This window comes from Thetidibacter halocola, assembly GCF_018224955.1.
Classification (GTDB): domain Bacteria; phylum Pseudomonadota; class Alphaproteobacteria; order Rhodobacterales; family Rhodobacteraceae; genus Thetidibacter; species Thetidibacter halocola.
In genome coordinates this window covers 400,482-420,525 of sequence record NZ_JAGTUU010000001.1, presented here as the reverse complement: position 1 = coordinate 420,525, position 20,044 = coordinate 400,482, and the positions used below count along the sequence as shown (strand labels likewise).

The following is a 20,044-nucleotide window of genomic DNA, read 5'->3' as shown; positions in this document are numbered from 1 at the left end:
GAAGGAATTCCAGACCTGCTGCCCGATGCCGCCCCCGGATCGGCGAAAGCCGGCCCAGATACCCGGCATTCCGAAAATGAGGCACTTGAAGAACGGCACGCAACGGTCTGGCAGGATGCTGAAAATGCAGAAGAGGGCCTGTGGCCCTCTTCCTTTTTTCTCCCTGCCGGACTGGCCGACTTTGTCATTGCCCGAACGCTACGAAAACAATGCGCGGCGGTCAACAGGCTTCTTGATCAAATAATCATGCGCATTGGGCACATGAAAAAAGCCGCGCCCGAGGGCGCGGCCAGTCTGACAGGGAGGAAGTCTGCCCAAGACAGGAGAGGACATGACGCCTTGGGCACGAATGACACTGGCAGCAACTGGTTAAGATAGTATGTTCGGGTGCGCACGGCTGGGAGGGCGGATTGTTGACAAATGGAATCTTCGTGGGCGGGGGCGGCCCGGACTATGGTGAAAAGCAGTTTCTGGCGCTGAATTACGCCAACCGGCACGGCATGATCGCGGGGGCCACCGGCACCGGCAAGACCGTCACCCTGCAGATCCTGGCCGAGGGTTTTTCCGATGCGGGCGTTCCGGTTTTCATGTCGGACGTCAAGGGCGACCTGTCGGGCCTTGCCATGCCGGGCGATCCAACGGGCAAGCTGCACGCCCCCTTCACCGAGCGCGCCGCCAAGATCGGCTTTGACGAGTTCGCCTATCGCGATTACCCGGTGACTTTCTGGGACCTGTTCGGCCAGCAGGGCCACCCGGTGCGCACCACCGTGGCCGAGATGGGCCCGCTGCTGCTGTCGCGGCTTCTGGAGTTGTCCGAGGCGCAGGAAGGCGTGCTGAACATCGCTTTCCGGCTGGCGGATGAAGACGGGCTGCCTCTGCTCGATCTCGAGGACCTGCGCGCGCTGCTGGTCTGGGTCGGCGAGAATCGCGACGGCCTGTCGCTGCGCTATGGCAACATCTCTCCGGCCTCTGTCGGCGCGATCCAGCGACGGCTGCTGGTGCTGGAGAACCAGGGCGGTGCCAACCTGTTCGGCGAACCGGCTCTGGACCTGTCGGACCTGATGCGCACCGCCCCGGACGGACGCGGGCAGGTCAACATCCTCGCCGCCGACACGCTGATGGGCTCGCCCCGGCTTTACGCGACCTTCCTGCTGTGGCTGCTGTCGGAACTGTTCGAGGAATTGCCCGAGGTGGGCGACCCGGACAAGCCCAGGCTGGTCTTCTTCTTCGACGAGGCGCACCTGCTGTTCGACGGCGCGCCCAAGGCGCTGGTCGACAAGGTCGAGCAGGTGGCCCGCCTGATCCGCTCCAAGGGCGTCGGCGTGTTCTTCATCAGCCAGAATCCCGACGACATCCCCGAGGACATCCTCGGGCAACTGGGCAACCGCGTGCAGCACGCGCTGCGCGCCTTCACCGCGCGCGACCGCAAGGCGCTGAAGCTGGCGGCCGAGACCTATCGCGAGAACCCGCGCTTCGACATCGAGGCGGCGATCCGCGAGGTCGGCGTCGGCGAGGCCGTCACGTCCTTCCTGCAAAAGAAGGGTGTGCCCGGCATCGCCGAACGGACACTGGTGCGGCCGCCCTCGTCGCAACTCGGCCCGATCAGCCCGGCACAGCGCGGCGGCGTGATGAGGGGCTCGGACCTCGCCGGGAAATACGACACGCGGATCGACCGCGACTCGGCCCACGAGATCCTGGCCGCCCGCGCCGCAAAGGCCGCCGAAGCGGCCGCCGAGGCGGAACGGCGCGAGGTTGAGGCCGAGGAAGCCGAACGCGAGTTCAAGGCGGCGCGCCGCTATTCCGGCAGCCGCGTGGACGACCCCGCCCCGCGCAGCCGCAAGAGCAGCGAGAAAAGCCTGAGCGAACAGGTGGGCTCGATGGTGATGAAGGAACTCACCGGCACCACGGGCCGCCGCATCGTGCGCGGTATCCTGGGCGGACTGTTCAAGGCCCGCTGAGGGCAAGGACCGACGCTGGCAGCGATCCCCGGCCTTGCTCTCAAGGCACACGCCGGTCCGCCTTCGGGCGACCGTCTAAACGAAGTCGGCGCCGATGGTCGCGAACTCGACCGGTTGGGGCGTCGTGTCCGTGCCGACCTGTGCCGCGCTGATCTCCATCGACAGTCCAAGCCCGCTGAAGATCGACAGCGGCGCGTCGAATTCCCAGGTGTTGGCGCTGTCGATGGCGTTCGCGTGGTTCCCGGTGCGCATTCCGGTGATCGCAGCGACGCGATTGTGACCGTCATAGACGTGCAGCTTTTCCAGGGTCGAGCCGATGAAGACACCGCCGCTTTCCGGCTTGGATGTCTTGAACAGCACAAAGACCCGCGCCAGTTTCGGGCGGACATCGTCGATCAGGACAGGTGTCGGAATCGAGACATGGAACCAGTTCCTCGTCCCGGCCCGCAGCTGGAACTTGCTGCCCCAACCGATCCGGATTTCCTCGGTCAGGTCCTTTGGGCGTTCGGCGACCACGGCGTTGCCGTGAACCCAGACTGCACGCTTGATCATGGTATCGCTCCGTATCTTCGGTTGTCGCGGCGCTCAGGCCGAACGATTGAAATCCGCCCCTGCGGTCGTGAAGTGCACCCAGGGATCCGTGCTCTGTCCGGAGGCAACGCCCGGACCGAAATGAATCAGCGACGACAGGCTCAACCCGCTCTGGATCGTCGGGCAGGGAAAGAGCAGCCGGGCGTTGGCCGCGTCGAAACCGATGTGATGATCGCCATCGAAAGCGAGGTCATCGAATTGCGCGACCCTGTGTGCGCCGTCATAGACATGAAGCGCCTCCATCCGCGCGCCGCTGGTCTGGAACATCAGGAATATCTTGGTGCAGACCGGGCGGATGTCGTCGATCAGCGCAGGCGTGGGCACCTGGACGTGAAACCAGGCCCGCTGTCCCGGTTTCGCGTGATAGCGCGCGCCACTGCCAAAGACCTGCGCCGCAGACAGGTCGCCGCGGCGTTCGGGCGTGACAGAACTGCCATGCACCCAAACCGCTTCGCGGACCGGGCCAGCATAGACCTTCCACGCCGTGCCGGTCAGCGACAGCGCCGTGAAAACCAGCGTTTCCTGCACCGCGCGCTGAAGGACGGACAGCCGGTGCGCCGTCAGGATGTTGACGATCGTCTTCGCAAAGGCCTCCTTGCCTCCGGTGTCGGCGCGTTTCGGCATGCTTGGGCCCCACTCGATCACCCAGGGGCCCAGGTCGGGGCGAAGCTTCATCCAGCGCATCTTGCCGTCGACCTTGAAATCGACCTCGACTGCCTTGCGCCAGCCGTTTCGGTTGACCCAGTCGTTCAGGAACGCCCCGGCGGGTGAGGGCCCGGGCGGCTGGCCGTGCATCTCGGCCCAGGCAGCATCGACCGACAGCACAGCCTTCGCATGGCTTTCGACGCAAAACTTGTAGATCGGGTCATAGAGGGTCTGCCAGTCGAACACACCCTCGGCCGCCACGTGGTCGTAGATGAAGGATTTGACCGCATCAGGCACGAGATTGTCCCAGATCCAGTCCGCCGTGTACAAGGCGCTGATCGCACCGCCGGCCACCGCCCAGCAGGTCGGAGCGGCCGCGGCGGATACGGCGGAACATCCCGCCGCCGCAAGCGCGGCCGCGGTGCTGATGTCCTGCAATTCCTCGTCGGTAAAGAGCGTGTCTTCTTCGGGCATCCTGTCCTCCATGCGGGCGATCTTGAGTCTGCGCCGCGGTGCGGGCCCGATGACCGGAATTCACGGGGCCGATCGAAACCTGGCCCGTTTCCGCGCCCCGATCCGGGCAAGCGCTTGGGCACTATGGGCCGCATTCCGGCGGATGAATTTGACGCATATCAACCAAGGGTGGAAATATCGATCGGATGCTCTCGCGGTTTGAAAGAGAGGGTAACAGGTGCTTGCTGCGCGCCCGGCCTGAGCAGGGCGCGGCCATGGGCTCAAAAAAACCAAAACGCCCGACGGAAACCGCCGGGCGCTCTGGTTTCGATCCGCGAGGGATCAGTTGGCCGAGGCCAGTTCCTTGGGCAGGCGGAATGTCCAGACCATGCCACCCTGGTTGAGGTAGTTGACCTTCTTGGCCACTTCGCCACCCCAGAGCGGCACCGCGCCGCCCCAACCGGACACGATCGATACATACTGCTCGCCGTCCTGTTCCCAGGTCACCGGCTGCCCGACGATGCCCGAGCCGGTCTGGAAGGACCACAGCTGTTCGCCGGTCTCGTCATCCAGCGCCACGAACTCGCCCTCGGGCGTGCCGTAGAACACCAGGCCGCCGGCGGTGGTCATCACGCCGCCCCAGAGCGGAGCCTCGTTCTTGACCTCCCACTTGACCTCCAGCGTGTCGGGGTCGATCGCCTTGAGGCTGCCGATGTGGTCCTCGTAGTTGGGCTTGATGGTAAAGCCCGAACCCAGGTAGGCCGCGCCCTTCTTGTAGGTCACCGGCTCGTTCCAGATATCCATGCCCCACTCGTTCGAGGGGACGTAGAAATTGCCGGTGCGCTGCGAGAACGCCATCGGCATCCAGTTCTTGCCACCGAGGAAGCCGGGCGACGAGAAAACGACATCGCCCTTCTTGCCATCGGCTGCCGCGGCGGGATTGCCGGGCCGGTTTTCCTCGATGAAGATCGGGCGGCCGTTCTCGTCGATGCCGCTTGCCCAGGTGATGTCCTTGACGAAGGGCACAGAGCCGACATAGCCGCCATCCGCCGCATCGAGCACGTAGAAGAAGCCGTTGCGGTCGGCGGTGGCGAGGCGCTGGCTGCCGTCGCGGGCGTCGTAGGCCACGACCTCGTTCACGCCGTCATAGTCCCAGCCCTCGCGCGGGGTGGTCTGGAAATGCCACTTGATCTCGCCGGTGGCCGGGTCGATGCCGATGCGGCTGGCCGCATACAGGTTGTCGCCTGCATTCCCGTCCGTCGGGGTGCCCGCATTGCGCAGGTGGCTGTTCCAGGGCGCCGGGTTGCCGGTGCCGAAGATCAACGTGTCGGTGCGCGCGTCATAGCTGCCGCCCAGCCAGGTGGCGCCGCCGCCGGTCTTCCACATGTCGCCCGGCCAGGTCGCGTTCAGCGTGCCGGTCATGGTGGATTCCTGGCCATTGAGTGTGCCCATGTGGCCCTCGATCACCGGACGGGTCCATACCAGCTCGCCGGTGTCGGCATTGCGGGCCTGCACTTCGCCGACGATGCCGAATTCACCGCCCGAGTTGCCGGTCACGACGAGGCCGTTCACGATCAGCGGCGCGGCGGTATAGGAATAGCCCGCCTTATAGTCGGCGATCTTCTTGTTCCAGACCACATCGCCGGTCTTGGCGTCCAGAGCTACCAGGCGCGCGTCGAGCGTGCCGAAGATGACCTTGTCGTTCCAGAGCGCTGCGCCGCGGTTGATGACGTCGCAGCAGGGCAGGATGCCTTCGGGCAGGCGGGCGTCGTATTGCCAGAGCTCGCGGCCGGTCTTCACGTCGATGGCATACATCCGCGAATACGAGCCGGTGATGTACATGATCCCGTCATGCACCAGCGGCTGGGTTTCCTGGCCGCGCTGCTTTTCGCCGCCGAGGCTGAAGGCCCAGGCGGGAACGAGGTTGCCGACATTCTCCTTGTTGAGGGTTTCGAGCGGCGAATACCGCTGCAGGTGACGACCCATGCCGTTCGTGACGACATCGGCGGCACTCGCCTGGTCGTTGGCCAGCATATCTTCCGTCACGTTGGCCTGGACGCCGGTAGCGGCGAGCAGGCTCAGGGCGACGGCGGCGACGAATCTGTTCATTCTGTCTCCTCCCATGAACAAGGCTTCGGTATGGTCTCGGCTGCAAGCGGCAGTCGGGGCCGGTCTGGGGCTGGAGTATACGGGGCAAGGTCGGGGGCGATACGCGACTTGGGTCGTACTACTTCTGGCGACTTGACAGGATGGCAGGAGAATCACCCGACTCATCCTCAACCGAATCGTCGGAACCGGGGCGGTCCGCGCCGATCAGGTGTGCCAGAACGTCCGCCAGGGCCTGCAACTCTGCCGTGTGCAGCCGGTGCACACCCATCCAGAGTCCCTTTTTCTGGATGCCCCACCGTCCGCGCTCAAAGGTGACGCGGATATCATCGCCGACCTCGATGCACGACAGGTGCGGTCTTGGCGGGAACAGGCCCCAGCGCCGGGGCATCCGCCGGCGCGCCGCCTCGAGCGGCGGGACGTGATCGCGCAGGACGCCGATGAGCCGGCGAATCGTGTCGGGCGACGCACTGAACCGGTGGGTGTCGCCTTCGCCCGCTTGAAACAGCACGGGCCAATCGGGATCGGCGCAGGAAAAGACCACGAGGCCAGAGGGATGGAAATCGTACTGGTCGCGCAGATTGCCCCGGCGCAGCAGCCGGGGCATCGACTGGTACCGCCAGACCGAAACCCCTGCGGGAAGCGGGTCTGGAGGCGGCCTGACGCCCGGTTCCGGGCTCGCACTGTCATTCGGCATGGCGCCCCTCTGCGACTTTCTGGTTGCGGGCACCTTGATGCAAACCCCGGGTCCGCCGGGCGGTCAACCCGATCGCGCAGAGCGGCGCAACCACTCCGGGCGCGGCGGCATCATTTCTGGATCGCGCGGTTGTCCTGCGGGCTGATGGACGTGAGGTAGGCTAGGATGAAGTCCTGCACCGTGCGGTCCTCGATGCCGACATGGCGCATCTTGGTGCCGGGCATGAAGCCGTCATTGTCCTCCATCCAGGCGCGCAGGGCGGCCGGGGTCCAGACGATGCCAGAGGCCTCGAGCGCAATCGAATAGTCGTAATCCGCAACACTTCCCGCGGCGCGATACAGCACGTTCTCGAGCGGCGGGCCATAGGACGGGTCGCTGGAATCCGTGGCGTGGCAACGGCGGCATTCGGCCTCGAACAGGCTCTGGCCCGCCGCAACCTTGACCTGTTCGAACGTGTCGGCGAAGGCGGGCAGGGCGACAAGGCACAGCGCGGCGCTCAGCAGGCGGGTCATGGGGTCTCTCCTTTGGTTGCGATACGAGGGCAGGCTAGGCCCGTGCAGCGTCACGCGGTGTTGATCCAGATCAACGGTGGCCCTGTCCAATGGTCGTATTCAGCGCAGCCGCCGGGCTGATAGGGTCATGTCGAAGTTCGGGAGGACAACATGGCTATGATGCAAACCATCCGCGCGGCGGTTGCCGCGCTTGTCGCGACGTCGTCGCTGGCGCTGGCAGAGGTGCCGGTGCTGCGCGCCGCGGTGCTGGAATCCGGCACGGTGAATTGGGAACTGGACACGATCAAGCACAACGGCTTCGACACGGCTCGCGGGTTCTCGCTGGACGTGCAGGGCGTTGCGGGGGGACCTGCGGCGCAGGTCGCCTTCCAGGGCGGCGCGGCGGACGTGATCGTGTCGGACTGGCTCTGGGTCGCGCGGCAGCGCGCGGCGGGGCATGATTACGTCTTCATTCCCTATAGCCGGGCGGTCGGCGCGCTGATGGTGCCGGGCGATTCCCCGGCAAAGTCGCTGGCCGACCTCAAGGGCGCAAAGATCGGAATCGCCGGCAGCCCGCTGGACAAGTCCTGGCTGATCCTGCGCGCCTATGCCCAGCAGGAGCACGGCATGGACCTGGCCGCCGAAACCGAGCAGGTCTTTGGCGCGCCGCCGCTGATCTTCAAGACCGCGCTGCAGGGCGAACTGGGCGGCGCGATCAACTTCTGGCACTTCCTGGCCAAGATGGAGGCCGGCGGGATGCGGCCGCTGGTTACTGTGGACGAGGCCGCCATTGCGCTGGGGCTGGATCCGCAGACACCGTTGCTGGGTTATGTCCTGAAAGGCGAGATGCTGCGCGACAATCCTGCGCTGGTCGACGCGCTGGCGGGCGCCTCGCGCGACGCCAAGGACCTGCTGGCCAACTCGGATGCCGAGTGGGACCGCCTGCGTCCGCTGATGAACGCCGCGAACGATGCGCAATTCTCCGCGCTGAAGGCGGGTTATCGCGCGGGCATCCCGACCCCAGGTCCCGTCGACGAGGCCGCCGCGGCGAAGATGCTGCGCCTGATGGCCGAGCTGGGCGGCACCGAACTGGTGGGCGATGCCACGGACCTGCCTGCGGGCCTGTTCGTGCAGCCGGGTTCGTGATCCATGGCCTTGCGTCTGGTGCATGACGCAACAGCCCCGGCGCGCGACGCGGTCGCGCGCCTGTCGCTGCCCGGGCTCAGCCTGGGCGGTACGCCGATCCTCGGGCCCATCGACCTGACGCTGGGCCGGGGCGAGACGGTGGCGCTGACCGGCCCTTCGGGCATCGGAAAATCCACGTTGCTGCGGGTCCTCGCCGGGATCGAGACGCGCCATCGCGGCCAGGTCGACCGGCCTGCACGCCTGGCGATGGTCTTTCAGGAACCGGTCTTGCTGCCTTGGCGCAACTTGCGCGACAACCTGCTGATCCCGCTGCGCATTTCCGCTGACAAGGCCGAGGTTGCCTTGGCCGAGGTGGGTCTGGGCGGGCGCGGCGACCGGTTTCCCGGCCAACTCAGCCTGGGTCAGCAGCGCCGCATAGCGCTGGCCCGCGCCTTTGCCGGCGAGCCGGACCTGTTGTTGATGGACGAACCCTTCGTCTCACTGGACGCGGCGCTGGCGGACGAGATGATGAGCCTGTTCGAGCGGCTGCGCGCCAAGCGCACGGTCACGACGCTGCTGGTCACCCATGCGCCCGAAGAGGCGCGCCGCCTCGCGGACCGCATCCTGTTGCTGGAGGGCAACCCGGCCCGGCTGGCGGCGTCGCAGCAGACTGGCTGAGCCCCTGCAAGCCGTCGCTCAGAAGGACGGCGCATACCGCCAGTTGTCAGCGTCTGGCGTCACCGCGTCCAGGTCCCACTCCGCCGCGATCAGCGCCTGCGCGATGTCCAGCCCCGCCTCTGCAGCGGTCTCCACCATGCGCTTGCCCTCGGCCTCGTCCCGCGCGATGCCATGGCCGCGCAGCAGGTTCAGCCCGTGGTTGAACAGGCCCACCGGGTCGCCGCGTTCCGCCGCAAGGCGATCCCAGTCGGCGGCCGCGTCCGGGTTGTAGTCGCCACCGAAGCCGTTGTTTTCCATGTAGGACATCCAGGTCATCGTGCCGGTATAGCCAGCGGCGGCGCAGGCCTCGAAGATCTTGCGCGCAGTGTCGTGGTCGCCCGATTTCGTCATCATGTAGCCGCTGGCGCAAAGCGGCATGGTGATCTCGCCCCGTTCCAGCTTGGCAATGTTGCTGCCCCAGGTCATCTCCTCGGGATTCAGCGTGCCATAGTCCTCGGCCAGCAACGGCGCGGCGCAGAGCAGGCAGAAAAGGGTCAGGGTCGGTCGCATGAGCGGTCTCCTTTCGGCCAGACTAGCACGGGTGGGGCATGCCGCGCAGCACCGCGATGGTCGTATCCCTCAGCCCTTGCGCCGCACCAGCCCGCGCGCCGGATCATAGCCCCACAGCGCCAGCGCCATGAAGGCGACCGTCGCCAGCCCGGTCCACAAGAGCGCCCAGCCGTTCCATTGCAGGTAGAGCGCGAAACGGATCAGCTCGACCGCATGAGTAAACGGGTTGGCGAGGCAGATGTCGTGCAGCAGCCGCGAGCTTTCAGCCATCTTCCACAGCGGGTAGAGCGCCGAGCTGAGGAAGAACATTGGAAAGATGACAAAATTCATCACCCCGGCGAAATTCTCGAGCTGCTTGATGAAGGACGACAGCGCCAGCCCCAGCGCGCCCAGCATCAGCCCCGCCAGCACCAGCGCCGGCAGCACCGCGAGATAACCCCAGGCGGGCGCATCCACGCCAAAGGCCGCGGCGATGCCGAGAAAGGCATAGACTTGCAGGATGCCGATGAAGGTCGCGCCGCACAGTTTCGCGAACAGCAGGAAGCCCCGTGGCAGTGGTGCAGTCAGCAGAAGGCGCATCGAGCCGGTTTCCCGGTCGTAGACGAGGCTCAGCGAGGATTGCATGCCGTTGAACAGCAGGATCATCCCGCACAGGCCCGGCAGGATGTAGGTCTCGTAGGGGATGTAGGTCTGGTAGGGCGGCGTGATCGCGAGGCCCAGCGCGGCGCGGAACCCGGCGGCAAAGACCAGCAGCCAGACCAGCGGCCGCACCAAGGCGGCGAGGAACCGCTCGCGCTGGTGCACGAAACGCAGAACCTCGCGCGAGGCGATGGCGCCAAAGGCCACGCTCCAGCGGGTCATGCGGGCTCTCCGGTGCGGGTCAGGAACCAGTCCTTCAGCGGCATTGCGCCATGCAGGTCGCCCGCGCGCCCCGCGGCCTCGATCTTGCCGCGATGCAGCAGGATCAGGTCGTCATCCGGCAGGACCTCGTCCGTCAGGTGCGTCGCCCACAGCACGGTCAGTCCGCCCGCCGCCAGATCGTGCACATGCACGGTGATCGCGGCGCGCGCGGCGGCATCCAGTCCCACGGTCGGCTCGTCCAGCAACAGCACGCGCGGCTCGTGCAGAAGGGCCCGCGCCAGCTCGGTGCGCCGCCGGTGCCCGCCATTCAGCGCGCGCGCCTTTTCCCCGGCGCGCTCGCGCATGTCCAGACGGTCCAGCGCGGCGTCGATCCGGGCATCCGCCACCCGCGCCGACAAGCCATGCAACGCCGCGAAGTAGCGCAGGTTCTGCCGCACGCTCAGGTCCAGATCCAGCGTCGGCTGCTGGAACACCACGCCCATCGCCGCCAGCGCCGCGCGCGGCGCGCTGGCCATGTCATGCCCGGCCACTACGATCCGCCCCAAGGGCGCCACGAACAGCCCCGTCAATAGCGAGAACAGCGTCGACTTGCCCGCCCCGTTCGGCCCCAGCAAGGCGGTGAACCGGCCCGGCGCGGCCTCGAAGGACACCGCGTCCAGCGCGCGTTTTGCGCCATAGGAAAAGGACAGTTCCTGGACGGAAAGGCTCATGCCCTCACACTCGCGCCTTGCCGCGTGGCGTCAAAACCCCGGTCCCGTCTTCATCTTGCCCGATAAACTCCGGGGGAGCCCCGAAGGGGCGGGGGCAGAGCCCCCATGCCGCGCTTGCCACCGAGATGCTCATTCAATCACGATCTCCAGCCGCTGCGTCTCGCCCGTGCTGCCGGGCACCTTCAGGTAGTATCGGCCGGGCTTGATCGCGATGAAACCGATCTCCATCTCGCCTGCCTCGTCGAACTCGATGCTGTCCAATCCCAGGGGCCGGATCTCCAGTCCCTCGACGACGATCTCGTCGATCCAGATGGCGCGAAAGAATTCCGGCCCGACCAGCCCGAGTTCCTGGCTGCCGTCGCCCTGGATCTCGAACTCGTAATAGGTGCCGGATTTCAGCACCCAGGGTGCCGAGGTCAGCGGCATCCCGGCCGACAACTGGATCGGCTCGAGATCGGCCTTGTTGCCGGCGGACAGCAGGCCGGCAAGGCCGAACCCCGTGTCGTCGTCATCGGCGGTGGCATGGCTGTCGGCCAGAGCGGCGATGGCGGGCAGCAGGCACAGGGCCGAGGCGGCAAGCAGTCTGCGGATCATGGCGGTTCCTTTCCTGTCGGTGGACGTCACTGGGCTGGGCGAAAGGCCGCGCCCCAGGGAAAGCGGCCGACCTTGATGGATTTCAGCGCCTCGCGCCGTGCCACGTCGACCACCGTCACGTCGCCCGAGACCCCGTTCGTCGTGAACAGCAACGAGCGGTCGGCGTTGAAGGCCATGTGCCAGACCCGGCGGCCCACCAGGATCAGGTCCTCGACCTCGTAGGTCTCGGCATTGACGACGGCGACGTGGTTCGACGGCCCCAGAGCGACGAAGGCATGCGTGTCGCCGTTGGTGAACTCGAATCCCACCGGTTGCACCCGATCGGGATGCATGTTCGGCACCTCGAAGGCGATCTTGGCCTTTTCGGTCTGCGTCGCCACGTCGAAGATGGTGATCGTGCCGCCGATCTCGGAACTGACCCAGAGCTCGGTCCCGTCCTTGACGAACTCGGCGTGACGAGGGCGCGAGTCGACCAGCGTGTTGGCAAACAGCTGGCGCGTTTCCGTGTCGATCCAATGCGCCATGTTGGTGGTTTCCGAGGTGGTGATGGCGATCTTTCCGTCGGGAGAAACGGCCATGCCCTCGGGCTCGATGCCGACGTCGATCTGGGCCACCACGCTGCGGGTCTCGACATCGACCACGGTGGTGATCGCGTCGTCCTCGTTGGCGATGTAGAGGTGGCGGTTGTCGGGGTGCAGGACGAATTGCTCGGGGTCCTCGCCCGAGGGCAGGTCGTGCAGGATCTCGCCTGTCACCGGGTCCATCACCTGCACCGCATCGCTGTCCGAGGCGCAGATGTAGACCACGGAGTAATCGTGGCTGAAGGTGATGCCGCGAGGGCGTTCGCCCGTCGGGATGGTGCGCACGACCTCGAGCGTGGCGATGTCGATCACGCTGATCGTGTCGTCCTTTTCGTTCGTGACCCAGATCTCGTCGGCACCGGCCGGCGCGGCGAGGAGCAGGAGGGCGATCAGCGGCGCGGATTTCATGGCGTCGGTCCTTGTAGCGGGGGCGGGACCGGGGCTCTGCCCCGGAGCCCGGAGTTTAGCGGGCAAGATGAAGGGTCATTCGAAGGCCTCGCATCCGGATTCCGGCTGATCGAGGCCCAGCGTGTCGAGTTCGCTGCGCGGATGGAGGAAGCCTTCGAGCGGGGCCTGTGCCACCAGTGCGCCGCGATCGACCAGCGGGATCGGCTGGCGCATCTGTCCGTTCCAGTTACGAAAGGTCATCGGGCGACCCTTGAAGCCCGCCAGCTCAAAGTCCGGCCCCAGCATGTAGGCGCGCAAGCTGGGCGCGTCGGTGGCCTTTGTCCGCGTCACCGCCTCGCCGATGGCTCGGATCGCAGCCCAGGCGGCGTAATCGCGGTCCAGCATCGGGCGGCCCGCGAGTTCGAGGAAGCGCGATTGCAGCTGCGCGGCGCCCCATTGCTCCATCACCCGGTCCCAGGTCACGGGCCGCAGCCCCTCGGCGCCGGCGACGGGGCGGGGCAGCCAGGTGTTGAAGGGGATGTAGCGGGCGAAATCGTTCGCCTCGTCGGCCACCAGAAGCATATCATATTCGCCAAGGTCCTGGGTGAACAGCGGTACTTCCTGGCTGGCGTTGCGGCGCATGTCGGCGTCGAAGGACCAGGTCTTTTCCATCCGGATGCGAAGGCCGAACTTGGTGGCGCTGGCGCGCAGGGCGGCGGCCTGGTCGGCGTCGCCCGGCCCTTCGCCCTCGATCAGGGCGAGGCGATCCCAGCGGCGGGTCACGAGGAACTGCATCAGGGCATCGGCCAACATGGCGCGCGAGGGCAGGGTGTGCAGCACGTTGGCGCGGCACTCGGCCCCGCGCAGCGCCGTCTCAGGGCTGCCGGCATTCAGGATCAGCGCCTGCGCCGCCTCGGGCAGGTCGGCCGCGGCGAGCAGGGTCGCGGCGGGCGCGTCGAGGATCAGCAGGTCGGTCTGCGCCAGCGCCGTGCGCATCGCCACAAGGAAATCGCCGTCCTCGGGCACGGTTTCGGTCATCAGAATCCAGTCCTGCCCCAGGAAACGCCCAGTGGTGCGGTTGTCCTCGAGGCCCAGGATCGCGCCTTGCAGTCCCAGATTCTCGGGGATCGGGTCGAGATTCGACAGGACCGGCGGCTGTGGCACGGCCTGTTTCAGATACTGGACCCTGACCTCCTGCGCCATCGCGGGCGCGGCAAGGGCAAGGGCGGCGCCAAGCAGCGCCGCGATCGTCGTGCGGATACGCGTCATCCTGTCCTCCCTTGGGGTGACTGTATGCACGGGGGGACGGGGCTCAATACGACCAATGTCTGCCCGGATTGTCCGGCCGCGCCGCCCGCGCGCCACGAAAGTCCAATGGCCGCGCGACGGCGGTGTGCAGTATCACCATGGCAACGGGAACGGACACGATCCGGGAGGACATGTCATGAAATCGATCATCACCACGGCTGCGGCCGCGCTCATCCTGGCCCCCGCGCTGGCCTTCGCCCATGGCGACGTGGCCCCGCAGGCGGTCGATACCGCAGGCCTGCCCACGGTGGGCGAGGAATGGCTGACCGAGAACCCCTACCGCGCCGAAGCGGCGGGTGAAGAAGTCTGGGCCGCCGCGGTCAAGATTGGCGCCTCGGGCTACAACCAGAACTGCGCGCGGTGCCACGGGCTCGAGGTGATCTCGGGCGGGCTGGCCCCCGACCTGCGCTTTCTCGAGGCCGAGGAATATGGCGACGAGTGGTATGTCGAGCGATTCCGCGTCGGTTATACCCAGAACGGCATCACCAAGATGCCGGCCTTCGGCGAGTTGCTGGGGCAGGAGGCCGCCTGGGCGATCCGCACCTACATCGAGACGCGCCCCGACGATGCCAGCATGGAAGAGGTGGCGGACGAGCTGAAGGGCATGCGCGACACGCTGGTCGCCTGGTCCGAGGATCCCTCGGGCGCGGACAGCGACGGGATGAAGGCCCAGCTGACCGAGATCGCCGCCGGGATCGCGACCCTGTCCGGCGCGCCGGTGGCCGACAGCGCCGCCAGCCGCGCCGCCGTTCTGATCGACGGCTCGCAGGACGGGTTCCGGCAGGCGGCAGAGGCCTTGACCATCGGGCTTTCCGCGGCACACTGAGCGCAGGTCGGACCGAAGGGGAGAGCGTGACGGTGATGCAGGGGGTGTTGCGCTGCTTTGGCAGCGGGATGATGCGCGCGGGCCTGGCGCTGGTTCTGACGATGTCGCCCGCGCTGGCGGCCGATCCCTGCGCCGACTGGGTGCCGCAGGCGAGGCCACAGAATGCCAGCCGCGACATCGTGGGGCAGGACCTGGACGCGATCGTCGAGCGCGGTTTCATGACCTTTGCGCTGTATGAGGATTTCGCCCCCTACAGCTGGGAAGACAAGGGCCAGCCGCGCGGCATCGATGTCGAGATCGCGCGTCTGGTGGCCGAGTATGTCGGGGTCGAGCCTCGCTTTCACTTCGTCGCGGCGGGCGAGAACCTCGAGGCGGACCTTCTCAACAACATCTGGAAGGGGCCGGTCGTGGGCGGCGCGGTGTCGAACGCGATGTTGCGCATGCCCTATGACAGCACCTTCCAGTGCCGGGTCGAGCAGGTGGTCTTTCCGGGCCAATACCAGGAGGAACGCATCGCCATCGCCTATCGCGAGGCCGACTATCCCGATGGCGGCCCGGTGCCGGCCTATTTCCGGTTCGACACGGTTGCCGTCGAGAACGACGCGATCTCGGATTTCTACCTGACGGGTTTCGCCGGCGGTCAGACGGCGGCGGGCGTACGGCGCTATCCCACGATGCAGGCCGCGATGGCGGCGCTGAACGCGGGCGAGGTCATGGCCGCGATGGGGCCGCTGGCCCAGCTGGAGTTCTTCGCGGGCGAGGGGGTGGCGGTGCATGAACCGCCGCTGCCGGGCCTGGCGAAATCGAAATGGACGCTAGGCCTTGCGGTGCATTTCGCCTACCGTCCGCTGGCATACACCGTGGGCGATGCGGTGACCGAGGCCCTGGCCGACGGTCGCATCGCCGGCATCTTCGAGGCCTACGGGCTGACGCATCATCCGCCGCAATGGTGAAATGCGTGGCCCGCTATGGCCATTGGTCTAATATGCCCCTTGGGGCGGCGCGCCTAGGCTGGCGCCCGAGAATGAGGACACACCCATGCAGATGAGCGATTCCCGAGAGATCAAGGCCCCGCAGTCAGTGGTCTGGTCCGCGATCCTCGACCCCGAAGTGCTCAAGGCCTGCGTGCCTGGCTGCACCGAGATGGCGGGCAGCGCCGAGGAAGGCTTCGAGGCGACCGTGGTGCAGAAGGTCGGGCCGGTGAAGGCCACCTTCAAGGGCCAGGTCACTCTGTCGGACATGGACGAGCCCAACCTGGTGACGCTGTCGGGCGAGGGCAAGGGCGGGGCTGCCGGTTTCGCCAAGGGCGGCGCCACCGTGCGGCTGGAGCCGACCGAGGCCGGCACGATGCTGCATTACGACGTCGAGGCCAAGGTCGGCGGCAAGCTGGCGCAGCTGGGCAGCCGCATCATCGACGGCTTCGCCAAGAAGATGGCCGACCAGTTCTTCGAGAATTTCCAGCAGGCGGTCGAGGGGCCGGCCGATCCCGACGCCGCGCCCGAGGCGGGCGCCGAGGGTGACGGCACCAAGAAGAAAAGCTGGCTGAAACGGATCGTGTCCTGACGGACGACGGATGGATTGAGGCCCCGGCCGATGCGCGGGGCAGGGACAACAGGAATTTCCAGGGAGGAAGACGATGACGGAAGTGACGATGACGGTGAACGGGAAATCCGTCACCAAGTCGGTCAAGGGCAATACGCTGATGACCGAGTTCCTGCGCGAGGAGCTGCGGCTGACGGGCACCCATGTGGGCTGCGATACCAGCCAGTGCGGCGCCTGCGTGATCCACGTGAACGGCGAGGCGATCAAGGCCTGCACCATGTTCGCCGCCGAGGCGCAGGGCTCCGAGGTGACGACGATCGAGGGCATGGCCAATGCAGACGGCTCTCTCGGGGTCATCCAGCAGGCCTTCCAGGACCATCACGGGCTTCAGTGCGGGTTCTGCACGCCGGGCATGGTGATGTCGGCGGCAGCCCTGCTGAAGGACAACCCCAAGCCCACCGAGCACGAGATCCGGGATTACCTGGAAGGCAACATCTGCCGCTGCACCGGCTACCACAACATCGTCAAGGCGATCATGGCCGCATCGGGCCAGGACGTCAGCGGCATCGCCGCCGAGTGATTTGCACAGCGGTGCGTGTCCGCGCGCACCCTGCCGACTGAACACAGACAGATACAGGGTGCGTTCCGATACGCACCGACCCTTAGGGAGGACACGAGAATGCCGAAGGATCATGGCATCGGCGCAAGCCCGAAGCGGCGCGAGGACGTCCGCTTCCTGACCGGAGCCGGTCAGTATACCGACGACATCAACGTCTACGGCCAGACCTATTGCTATTTCCTGCGCTCGGACGTGGCGCATGGAAAGATCAACAGGATCGACACCTCGGACGCCGAGAAGATGCCGGGCGTCGTCCGCATCTTCACCGGCAAGGATTTCGAGGGCGTGGGCGGTCTGCCCTGCGGCTGGCAGGTCACCGACCGGTTCGGCCAGCCGATGAAGGAGCCGGGTCACCCGGTGCTCGCGCAGGGCAAGGTGCGTCACGTGGGCGATCCCATCGCCGCCGTGGTGGCCGACAGCCTCGAAGAGGCGCGCAACGCCGCCGAGGCGATCGTGCTCGACATCGAGGAACTGCCCGCAGCCGTCGACATGAAGGCCGCGCTGGGCGACGGCGCACCCCTGGTGCATGACGATATCGGCTCGAACCTCTGCTACGACTGGGGCTTCGTCGAGGACAACAAGGGCGCCGTGGACGAGGCGATCAAGAACGCCGCGCACGTCACGACGCTGGAGCTGGTGAACCAGCGCCTTGTCGCGAATCCGATGGAGCCGCGCGTGGCCGTGGGCGATTACAGCCGCGCCAATGACGAGAGCACGCTCTACACCACCAGCCAGAACCCGCACGTGATCCGGCTGCTGATGGGCGCCTTCGTCCTCGGCATCCCCGAGCACAAGCTGCGCGTTGTGGCGCCCGACGTGGGCGGCGGTTTCGGCACCAAGATCTTCCACTATGCCGAAGAGGCCTTTGTCACCTTCGCCGCGCGGAAGATCAACCGCCCGGTCAAGTGGACGGCATCGCGCTCCGAGGCGTTCATGTCGGACGCGCATGGCCGTGACCACGTGACCAAGATCGAGCTGGCGCTGGACAAGGACAACAACTTTGTCGCCATCCGCACCGAGACGCTGGCGAACATGGGCGCCTACCTGTCCACCTTCGCGCCGTCGGTTCCGACCTGGCTGCATGGCACGCTGATGGCTGGCAACTACAAGACGCCGAACATCTACGTGAACGTGAAGGCCGTGTTCACCAACACCGTGCCGGTTGATGCCTATCGCGGCGCAGGCCGTCCCGAGGCGACCTTCCAGCTGGAGCGGGTGATCGACAAGGCGGCGCGCGAACTGGGCGTCGACCCGATTGCGCTGCGCCGGCAGAACTTCGTCACCGAGTTCCCGTACCAGACCCCGGTCGCCGTGGTCTATGACACGGGCGACTACAACGCGACGATGAACAAGCTCGAGGAAATGGCCGACATCAAGGGCTTCGCCGCGCGCCGCAAGGCGTCCGAGGCGAAGGGCAAGCTGCGCGGCTTTGGCGTCAACTGCTACATCGAGGCCTGCGGCATCGCGCCGTCGAACCTTGTGGGGCAGCTGGGTGCGCGTGCGGGCCTGTACGAAAGCGCCACGGTCCGGGTGAATGCCACCGGGACGATCAGCGTCTATACCGGCAGCCACAGCCATGGTCAGGGTCACGAAACGGCCTTCCCGCAGGTGGTGGCAGAGATGCTGGGCATCGACGAATCGATGATCGACATCGTGCACGGCGACACGTCGAAGATCCCGATGGGCATGGGCACCTATGGCTCGCGCTCGCTGGCGGTCGGCGGCTCGGCCATGGTCCGGGCGACCGAGAAGATCATCAACAAGGCGAAGAAGATCGCCTCGCATCTTCTGGAAGCCTCCGAGGCCGATATCGAGCTGAAGGACGGCAAGTTCAGCGTCGCGGGCACCGACAAGTCGGTGGCCTGGGGCGATGTGACACTGGCGGCCTACGTTCCGCACAACTACCCGCTGGAAGACCTCGAACCGGGGCTTGAGGAGACGGCCTTCTACGATCCGTCGAACTTTACCTACCCGGCCGGCGCCTATGCCTGCGAGGTCGAGCTTGACCCCGAGACCGGCAAGGTGACGATCGAGCGGTTCGCGGCGGCGGACGATTTCGGCAACATCGTCAACCCGATGATCGTCTCGGGCCAGGTCCATGGCGGGCTTGCCCAGGGGATCGGTCAGGCGCTGCTGGAAAGCTGCGCCTATGACGAGAACGGCCAGCTGCTGAGCGCGTCCTATATGGACTACGCGATGCCGCGCGCCGACGACGTGCCGTTCTACAGCGTGGACCACAGTTGCGCCACGCCCTGCACGCACAACCCGCTTGGCGTGAAGGGCTGCGGCGAGGCCGGGGCCATCGGCTCGCCGCCTGCCGTGATCAACGCGGTGATCGACGCGCTGCAATCGGGCGGCCACAAGGTTGAGCACATCAACATGCCCGCCTCGCCGCAACGCGTCTGGGCGGCGATGCACGGCTGATCCAGAGGACAGGACCGGGGGCTCTGCCCCCGGACCCCCGGAGTTTATCTGGCAAGATGAAGGGGCAGTGGTCCCTGTCTGCCAAGGGAGGACAAGAAGATGTATTCATTCGACGTGGTGCGGCCCGCGACCGTGGCGGACGCCATCGAGGCCCTGGCCCAGGACGAGGCACTGCCGCTGGGCGGTGGCCAGACCCTGATCCCGACGCTCAAGCAGCGCCTGTCCAGCCCCTCGGTGCTGGTCAGCCTGTCCGGGCTGGCCGAGATCCAGGGCGTGTGCAAGACCGATGATGGCAAGCTGGCGATCGGCGGCGGCACGAAGCACGTGGTGGTGGCCCGCGAGGCGGCCGCGGATTACCCGGCACTGGCGGCGCTGGCGGGCAATATCGGCGATCCGGCGGTGCGCAACCGCGGCACGATCGGTGGGTCGCTGGCCAACAACGACCCCTCGGCCTGTTACCCGTCCGCAGTGCTGGCCTCGGGCGCGACGGTGGTGACAAACAAGCGCCAGATCGCGGCGGACGACTATTTCCAGGGCATGTTCACGACCGCGCTGGACGAGGGTGAGATCATCACCGAGGTCCGCTTTCCGATCCCGGAAAAGGCCGCCTACATGAAGTTCGAGCAGCCTGCATCGCGCTTTGCGCTGACGGGGGTCTTCGTGGCGAAATACGCGGATGGCGTCCGCGTCGCGGTGACCGGCGCTTCCGAAGGCGGGGTGTTCCGATGGACCGAGGCCGAGGCGGCGCTGTCGTCGAAGTTCTCGCCCGACGCGCTGGCGGGGCTGACGGTTCCGGCCGATGGCATGATCTCGGACCTGCATGGCACAGGCGCCTACCGGGCGCACCTGGTCGGCGTGATGACGAAGCGGGCGGTTGCCGCCGCGCACTGATCGTCGGA

The 20,044-nt window shown here is 66.6% G+C and carries 19 protein-coding genes and 1 pseudogene; 9 read left to right on the top strand and 11 right to left on the bottom strand.

What is annotated here, in order from left to right; all coding sequences use genetic code 11:
* The first annotated feature begins 413 nt into the window (after nucleotides 1-413).
* Nucleotides 414-1,958, top strand: a complete 1,545-nt coding sequence (locus tag KB874_RS01810) for a helicase HerA-like domain-containing protein (RefSeq protein WP_212534823.1) — start codon at nucleotides 414-416, stop codon at nucleotides 1,956-1,958.
* A 228-nt stretch (nucleotides 1,959-2,186) separates the two neighbouring features.
* On the opposite strand, the pseudogene KB874_RS01805 reads toward KB874_RS01810, so the two are convergent.
* The 5 genes and pseudogenes from KB874_RS01805 to KB874_RS01785 all read right to left on the bottom strand — a co-directional run.
* A pseudogene (locus tag KB874_RS01805) lies at nucleotides 2,187-2,510 on the bottom strand (DUF6623 family protein); the annotation flags it as partial.
* Nucleotides 2,511-2,543: 33 nt separating this feature from the next.
* A complete protein-coding gene (locus KB874_RS01800; protein WP_212534821.1) occupies nucleotides 2,544-3,668 on the bottom strand; it encodes a DUF6623 family protein in 1,125 nt (374 codons plus the stop codon).
* A gap of 321 nt (nucleotides 3,669-3,989) precedes the next feature.
* Complete coding sequence (locus tag KB874_RS01795) at nucleotides 3,990-5,756, bottom strand: PQQ-dependent methanol/ethanol family dehydrogenase (protein WP_212534820.1); 1,767 nt, start codon at nucleotides 5,754-5,756, stop codon at nucleotides 3,990-3,992.
* 118 nt (nucleotides 5,757-5,874) lie between these two features.
* Nucleotides 5,875-6,360, bottom strand: coding sequence for a hypothetical protein (locus tag KB874_RS01790; protein ID WP_212534819.1), 486 nt, complete (start codon nucleotides 6,358-6,360; stop codon nucleotides 5,875-5,877).
* Nucleotides 6,361-6,560: 200 nt separating this feature from the next.
* Nucleotides 6,561-6,962 (bottom strand): c-type cytochrome, encoded by a 402-nt coding sequence (locus KB874_RS01785; protein WP_212534818.1) that lies wholly within the window; start codon nucleotides 6,960-6,962, stop codon nucleotides 6,561-6,563.
* Nucleotides 6,963-7,121: 159 nt separating this feature from the next.
* Between KB874_RS01785 and KB874_RS01780 the strand changes: the two genes are divergently transcribed.
* Together KB874_RS01780 and KB874_RS01775 are read left to right on the top strand one after the other, a co-directional pair.
* On the top strand, nucleotides 7,122-8,087 hold the full coding sequence (locus tag KB874_RS01780) for an ABC transporter substrate-binding protein (protein ID WP_212535304.1): 966 nt from the start codon (nucleotides 7,122-7,124) through the stop codon (nucleotides 8,085-8,087).
* 3 nt (nucleotides 8,088-8,090) lie between these two features.
* On the top strand, nucleotides 8,091-8,744 hold the full coding sequence (locus tag KB874_RS01775) for an ABC transporter ATP-binding protein (protein WP_212534817.1): 654 nt from the start codon (nucleotides 8,091-8,093) through the stop codon (nucleotides 8,742-8,744).
* A gap of 18 nt (nucleotides 8,745-8,762) precedes the next feature.
* On the opposite strand, the gene KB874_RS01770 is transcribed toward KB874_RS01775, so the two are convergent.
* From KB874_RS01770 to KB874_RS01745, 6 genes are all read right to left on the bottom strand, one after another.
* Nucleotides 8,763-9,293: a tetratricopeptide repeat protein gene (locus tag KB874_RS01770; protein ID WP_212534816.1), complete on the bottom strand. Its 531-nt coding sequence runs from the start codon at nucleotides 9,291-9,293 to the stop codon at nucleotides 8,763-8,765.
* A gap of 69 nt (nucleotides 9,294-9,362) precedes the next feature.
* Nucleotides 9,363-10,154: an ABC transporter permease gene (locus KB874_RS01765; RefSeq protein ID WP_212534815.1), complete on the bottom strand. Its 792-nt coding sequence runs from the start codon at nucleotides 10,152-10,154 to the stop codon at nucleotides 9,363-9,365.
* Entirely contained in the window at nucleotides 10,151-10,864 is a 714-nt protein-coding gene (locus KB874_RS01760) for an ABC transporter ATP-binding protein (protein ID WP_212534814.1), read from the bottom strand. Before KB874_RS01760 ends, KB874_RS01765 begins: the two co-directional genes overlap by 4 nt.
* Nucleotides 10,865-10,993: 129 nt before the next feature.
* The gene (locus tag KB874_RS01755; RefSeq protein WP_212534813.1) at nucleotides 10,994-11,458 is read right to left on the bottom strand and encodes a hypothetical protein; all 465 of its coding nucleotides are present in this window, start codon (nucleotides 11,456-11,458) and stop codon (nucleotides 10,994-10,996) included.
* Nucleotides 11,459-11,484: 26 nt separating this feature from the next.
* Nucleotides 11,485-12,447, bottom strand: a complete 963-nt coding sequence (locus KB874_RS01750; RefSeq protein WP_212534812.1) for a YVTN family beta-propeller repeat protein — start codon at nucleotides 12,445-12,447, stop codon at nucleotides 11,485-11,487.
* A 75-nt stretch (nucleotides 12,448-12,522) separates the two neighbouring features.
* A complete protein-coding gene (locus KB874_RS01745) occupies nucleotides 12,523-13,695 on the bottom strand; it encodes an ABC transporter substrate-binding protein (protein ID WP_212534811.1) in 1,173 nt (390 codons plus the stop codon).
* A 175-nt stretch (nucleotides 13,696-13,870) separates the two neighbouring features.
* Between KB874_RS01745 and pedF the strand changes: the two genes are divergently transcribed.
* The 6 genes from pedF (at nucleotide 13,871) to KB874_RS01715 (ending at nucleotide 20,036) form a co-directional block, all read left to right on the top strand.
* Nucleotides 13,871-14,560: a cytochrome c-550 PedF gene (pedF, locus tag KB874_RS01740; RefSeq protein ID WP_212534810.1), complete on the top strand. Its 690-nt coding sequence runs from the start codon at nucleotides 13,871-13,873 to the stop codon at nucleotides 14,558-14,560.
* 35 nt (nucleotides 14,561-14,595) lie between these two features.
* Complete coding sequence (locus tag KB874_RS01735) at nucleotides 14,596-15,513, top strand: substrate-binding periplasmic protein (RefSeq protein ID WP_428849226.1); 918 nt, start codon at nucleotides 14,596-14,598, stop codon at nucleotides 15,511-15,513.
* 85 nt (nucleotides 15,514-15,598) lie between these two features.
* On the top strand, nucleotides 15,599-16,123 hold the full coding sequence (locus KB874_RS01730) for an SRPBCC family protein (protein WP_212534809.1): 525 nt from the start codon (nucleotides 15,599-15,601) through the stop codon (nucleotides 16,121-16,123).
* A 73-nt stretch (nucleotides 16,124-16,196) separates the two neighbouring features.
* Nucleotides 16,197-16,682 (top strand): (2Fe-2S)-binding protein, encoded by a 486-nt coding sequence (locus KB874_RS01725; RefSeq protein WP_212534808.1) that lies wholly within the window; start codon nucleotides 16,197-16,199, stop codon nucleotides 16,680-16,682.
* A 99-nt stretch (nucleotides 16,683-16,781) separates the two neighbouring features.
* Nucleotides 16,782-19,145 carry a xanthine dehydrogenase family protein molybdopterin-binding subunit gene (locus tag KB874_RS01720; RefSeq protein ID WP_212534807.1) on the top strand — a complete coding sequence of 788 codons (2,364 nt, stop codon included), beginning with the start codon at nucleotides 16,782-16,784 and terminating at the stop codon, nucleotides 19,143-19,145.
* A 99-nt stretch (nucleotides 19,146-19,244) separates the two neighbouring features.
* Nucleotides 19,245-20,036 carry an FAD binding domain-containing protein gene (locus KB874_RS01715; RefSeq protein ID WP_212534806.1) on the top strand — a complete coding sequence of 264 codons (792 nt, stop codon included), beginning with the start codon at nucleotides 19,245-19,247 and terminating at the stop codon, nucleotides 20,034-20,036.
* The last annotated feature ends 8 nt before the right edge of the window (nucleotides 20,037-20,044 follow it).

Excerpts from the sequence above, each read along its gene's own strand:
- KB874_RS01800 (WP_212534821.1), bottom strand. The coding sequence starts at position 3,668 with ATGCCCGAAGAAGACACGCTCTTTACCGACGAGGAATTGCAGGACATC.
- KB874_RS01795 (WP_212534820.1), bottom strand. The coding sequence starts at position 5,756 with ATGAACAGATTCGTCGCCGCCGTCGCCCTGAGCCTGCTCGCCGCTACC.
- KB874_RS01790 (WP_212534819.1), bottom strand. The coding sequence starts at position 6,360 with ATGCCCCGGCTGCTGCGCCGGGGCAATCTGCGCGACCAGTACGATTTC.
- KB874_RS01785 (WP_212534818.1), bottom strand. The coding sequence starts at position 6,962 with ATGACCCGCCTGCTGAGCGCCGCGCTGTGCCTTGTCGCCCTGCCCGCC.
- KB874_RS01780 (WP_212535304.1), top strand. The coding sequence starts at position 7,122 with ATGCAAACCATCCGCGCGGCGGTTGCCGCGCTTGTCGCGACGTCGTCG.
- KB874_RS01775 (WP_212534817.1), top strand. The coding sequence starts at position 8,091 with ATGGCCTTGCGTCTGGTGCATGACGCAACAGCCCCGGCGCGCGACGCG.
- KB874_RS01770 (WP_212534816.1), bottom strand. The coding sequence starts at position 9,293 with ATGCGACCGACCCTGACCCTTTTCTGCCTGCTCTGCGCCGCGCCGTTG.
- KB874_RS01765 (WP_212534815.1), bottom strand. The coding sequence starts at position 10,154 with ATGACCCGCTGGAGCGTGGCCTTTGGCGCCATCGCCTCGCGCGAGGTT.
- KB874_RS01760 (WP_212534814.1), bottom strand. The coding sequence starts at position 10,864 with ATGAGCCTTTCCGTCCAGGAACTGTCCTTTTCCTATGGCGCAAAACGC.
- KB874_RS01755 (WP_212534813.1), bottom strand. The coding sequence starts at position 11,458 with ATGATCCGCAGACTGCTTGCCGCCTCGGCCCTGTGCCTGCTGCCCGCC.
- KB874_RS01750 (WP_212534812.1), bottom strand. The coding sequence starts at position 12,447 with ATGAAATCCGCGCCGCTGATCGCCCTCCTGCTCCTCGCCGCGCCGGCC.
- KB874_RS01745 (WP_212534811.1), bottom strand. The coding sequence starts at position 13,695 with ATGACGCGTATCCGCACGACGATCGCGGCGCTGCTTGGCGCCGCCCTT.
- pedF (WP_212534810.1), top strand. The coding sequence starts at position 13,871 with ATGAAATCGATCATCACCACGGCTGCGGCCGCGCTCATCCTGGCCCCC.
- KB874_RS01735 (WP_428849226.1), top strand. The coding sequence starts at position 14,596 with ATGCAGGGGGTGTTGCGCTGCTTTGGCAGCGGGATGATGCGCGCGGGC.
- KB874_RS01730 (WP_212534809.1), top strand. The coding sequence starts at position 15,599 with ATGCAGATGAGCGATTCCCGAGAGATCAAGGCCCCGCAGTCAGTGGTC.
- KB874_RS01725 (WP_212534808.1), top strand. The coding sequence starts at position 16,197 with ATGACGGAAGTGACGATGACGGTGAACGGGAAATCCGTCACCAAGTCG.
- KB874_RS01720 (WP_212534807.1), top strand. The coding sequence starts at position 16,782 with ATGCCGAAGGATCATGGCATCGGCGCAAGCCCGAAGCGGCGCGAGGAC.
- KB874_RS01715 (WP_212534806.1), top strand. The coding sequence starts at position 19,245 with ATGTATTCATTCGACGTGGTGCGGCCCGCGACCGTGGCGGACGCCATC.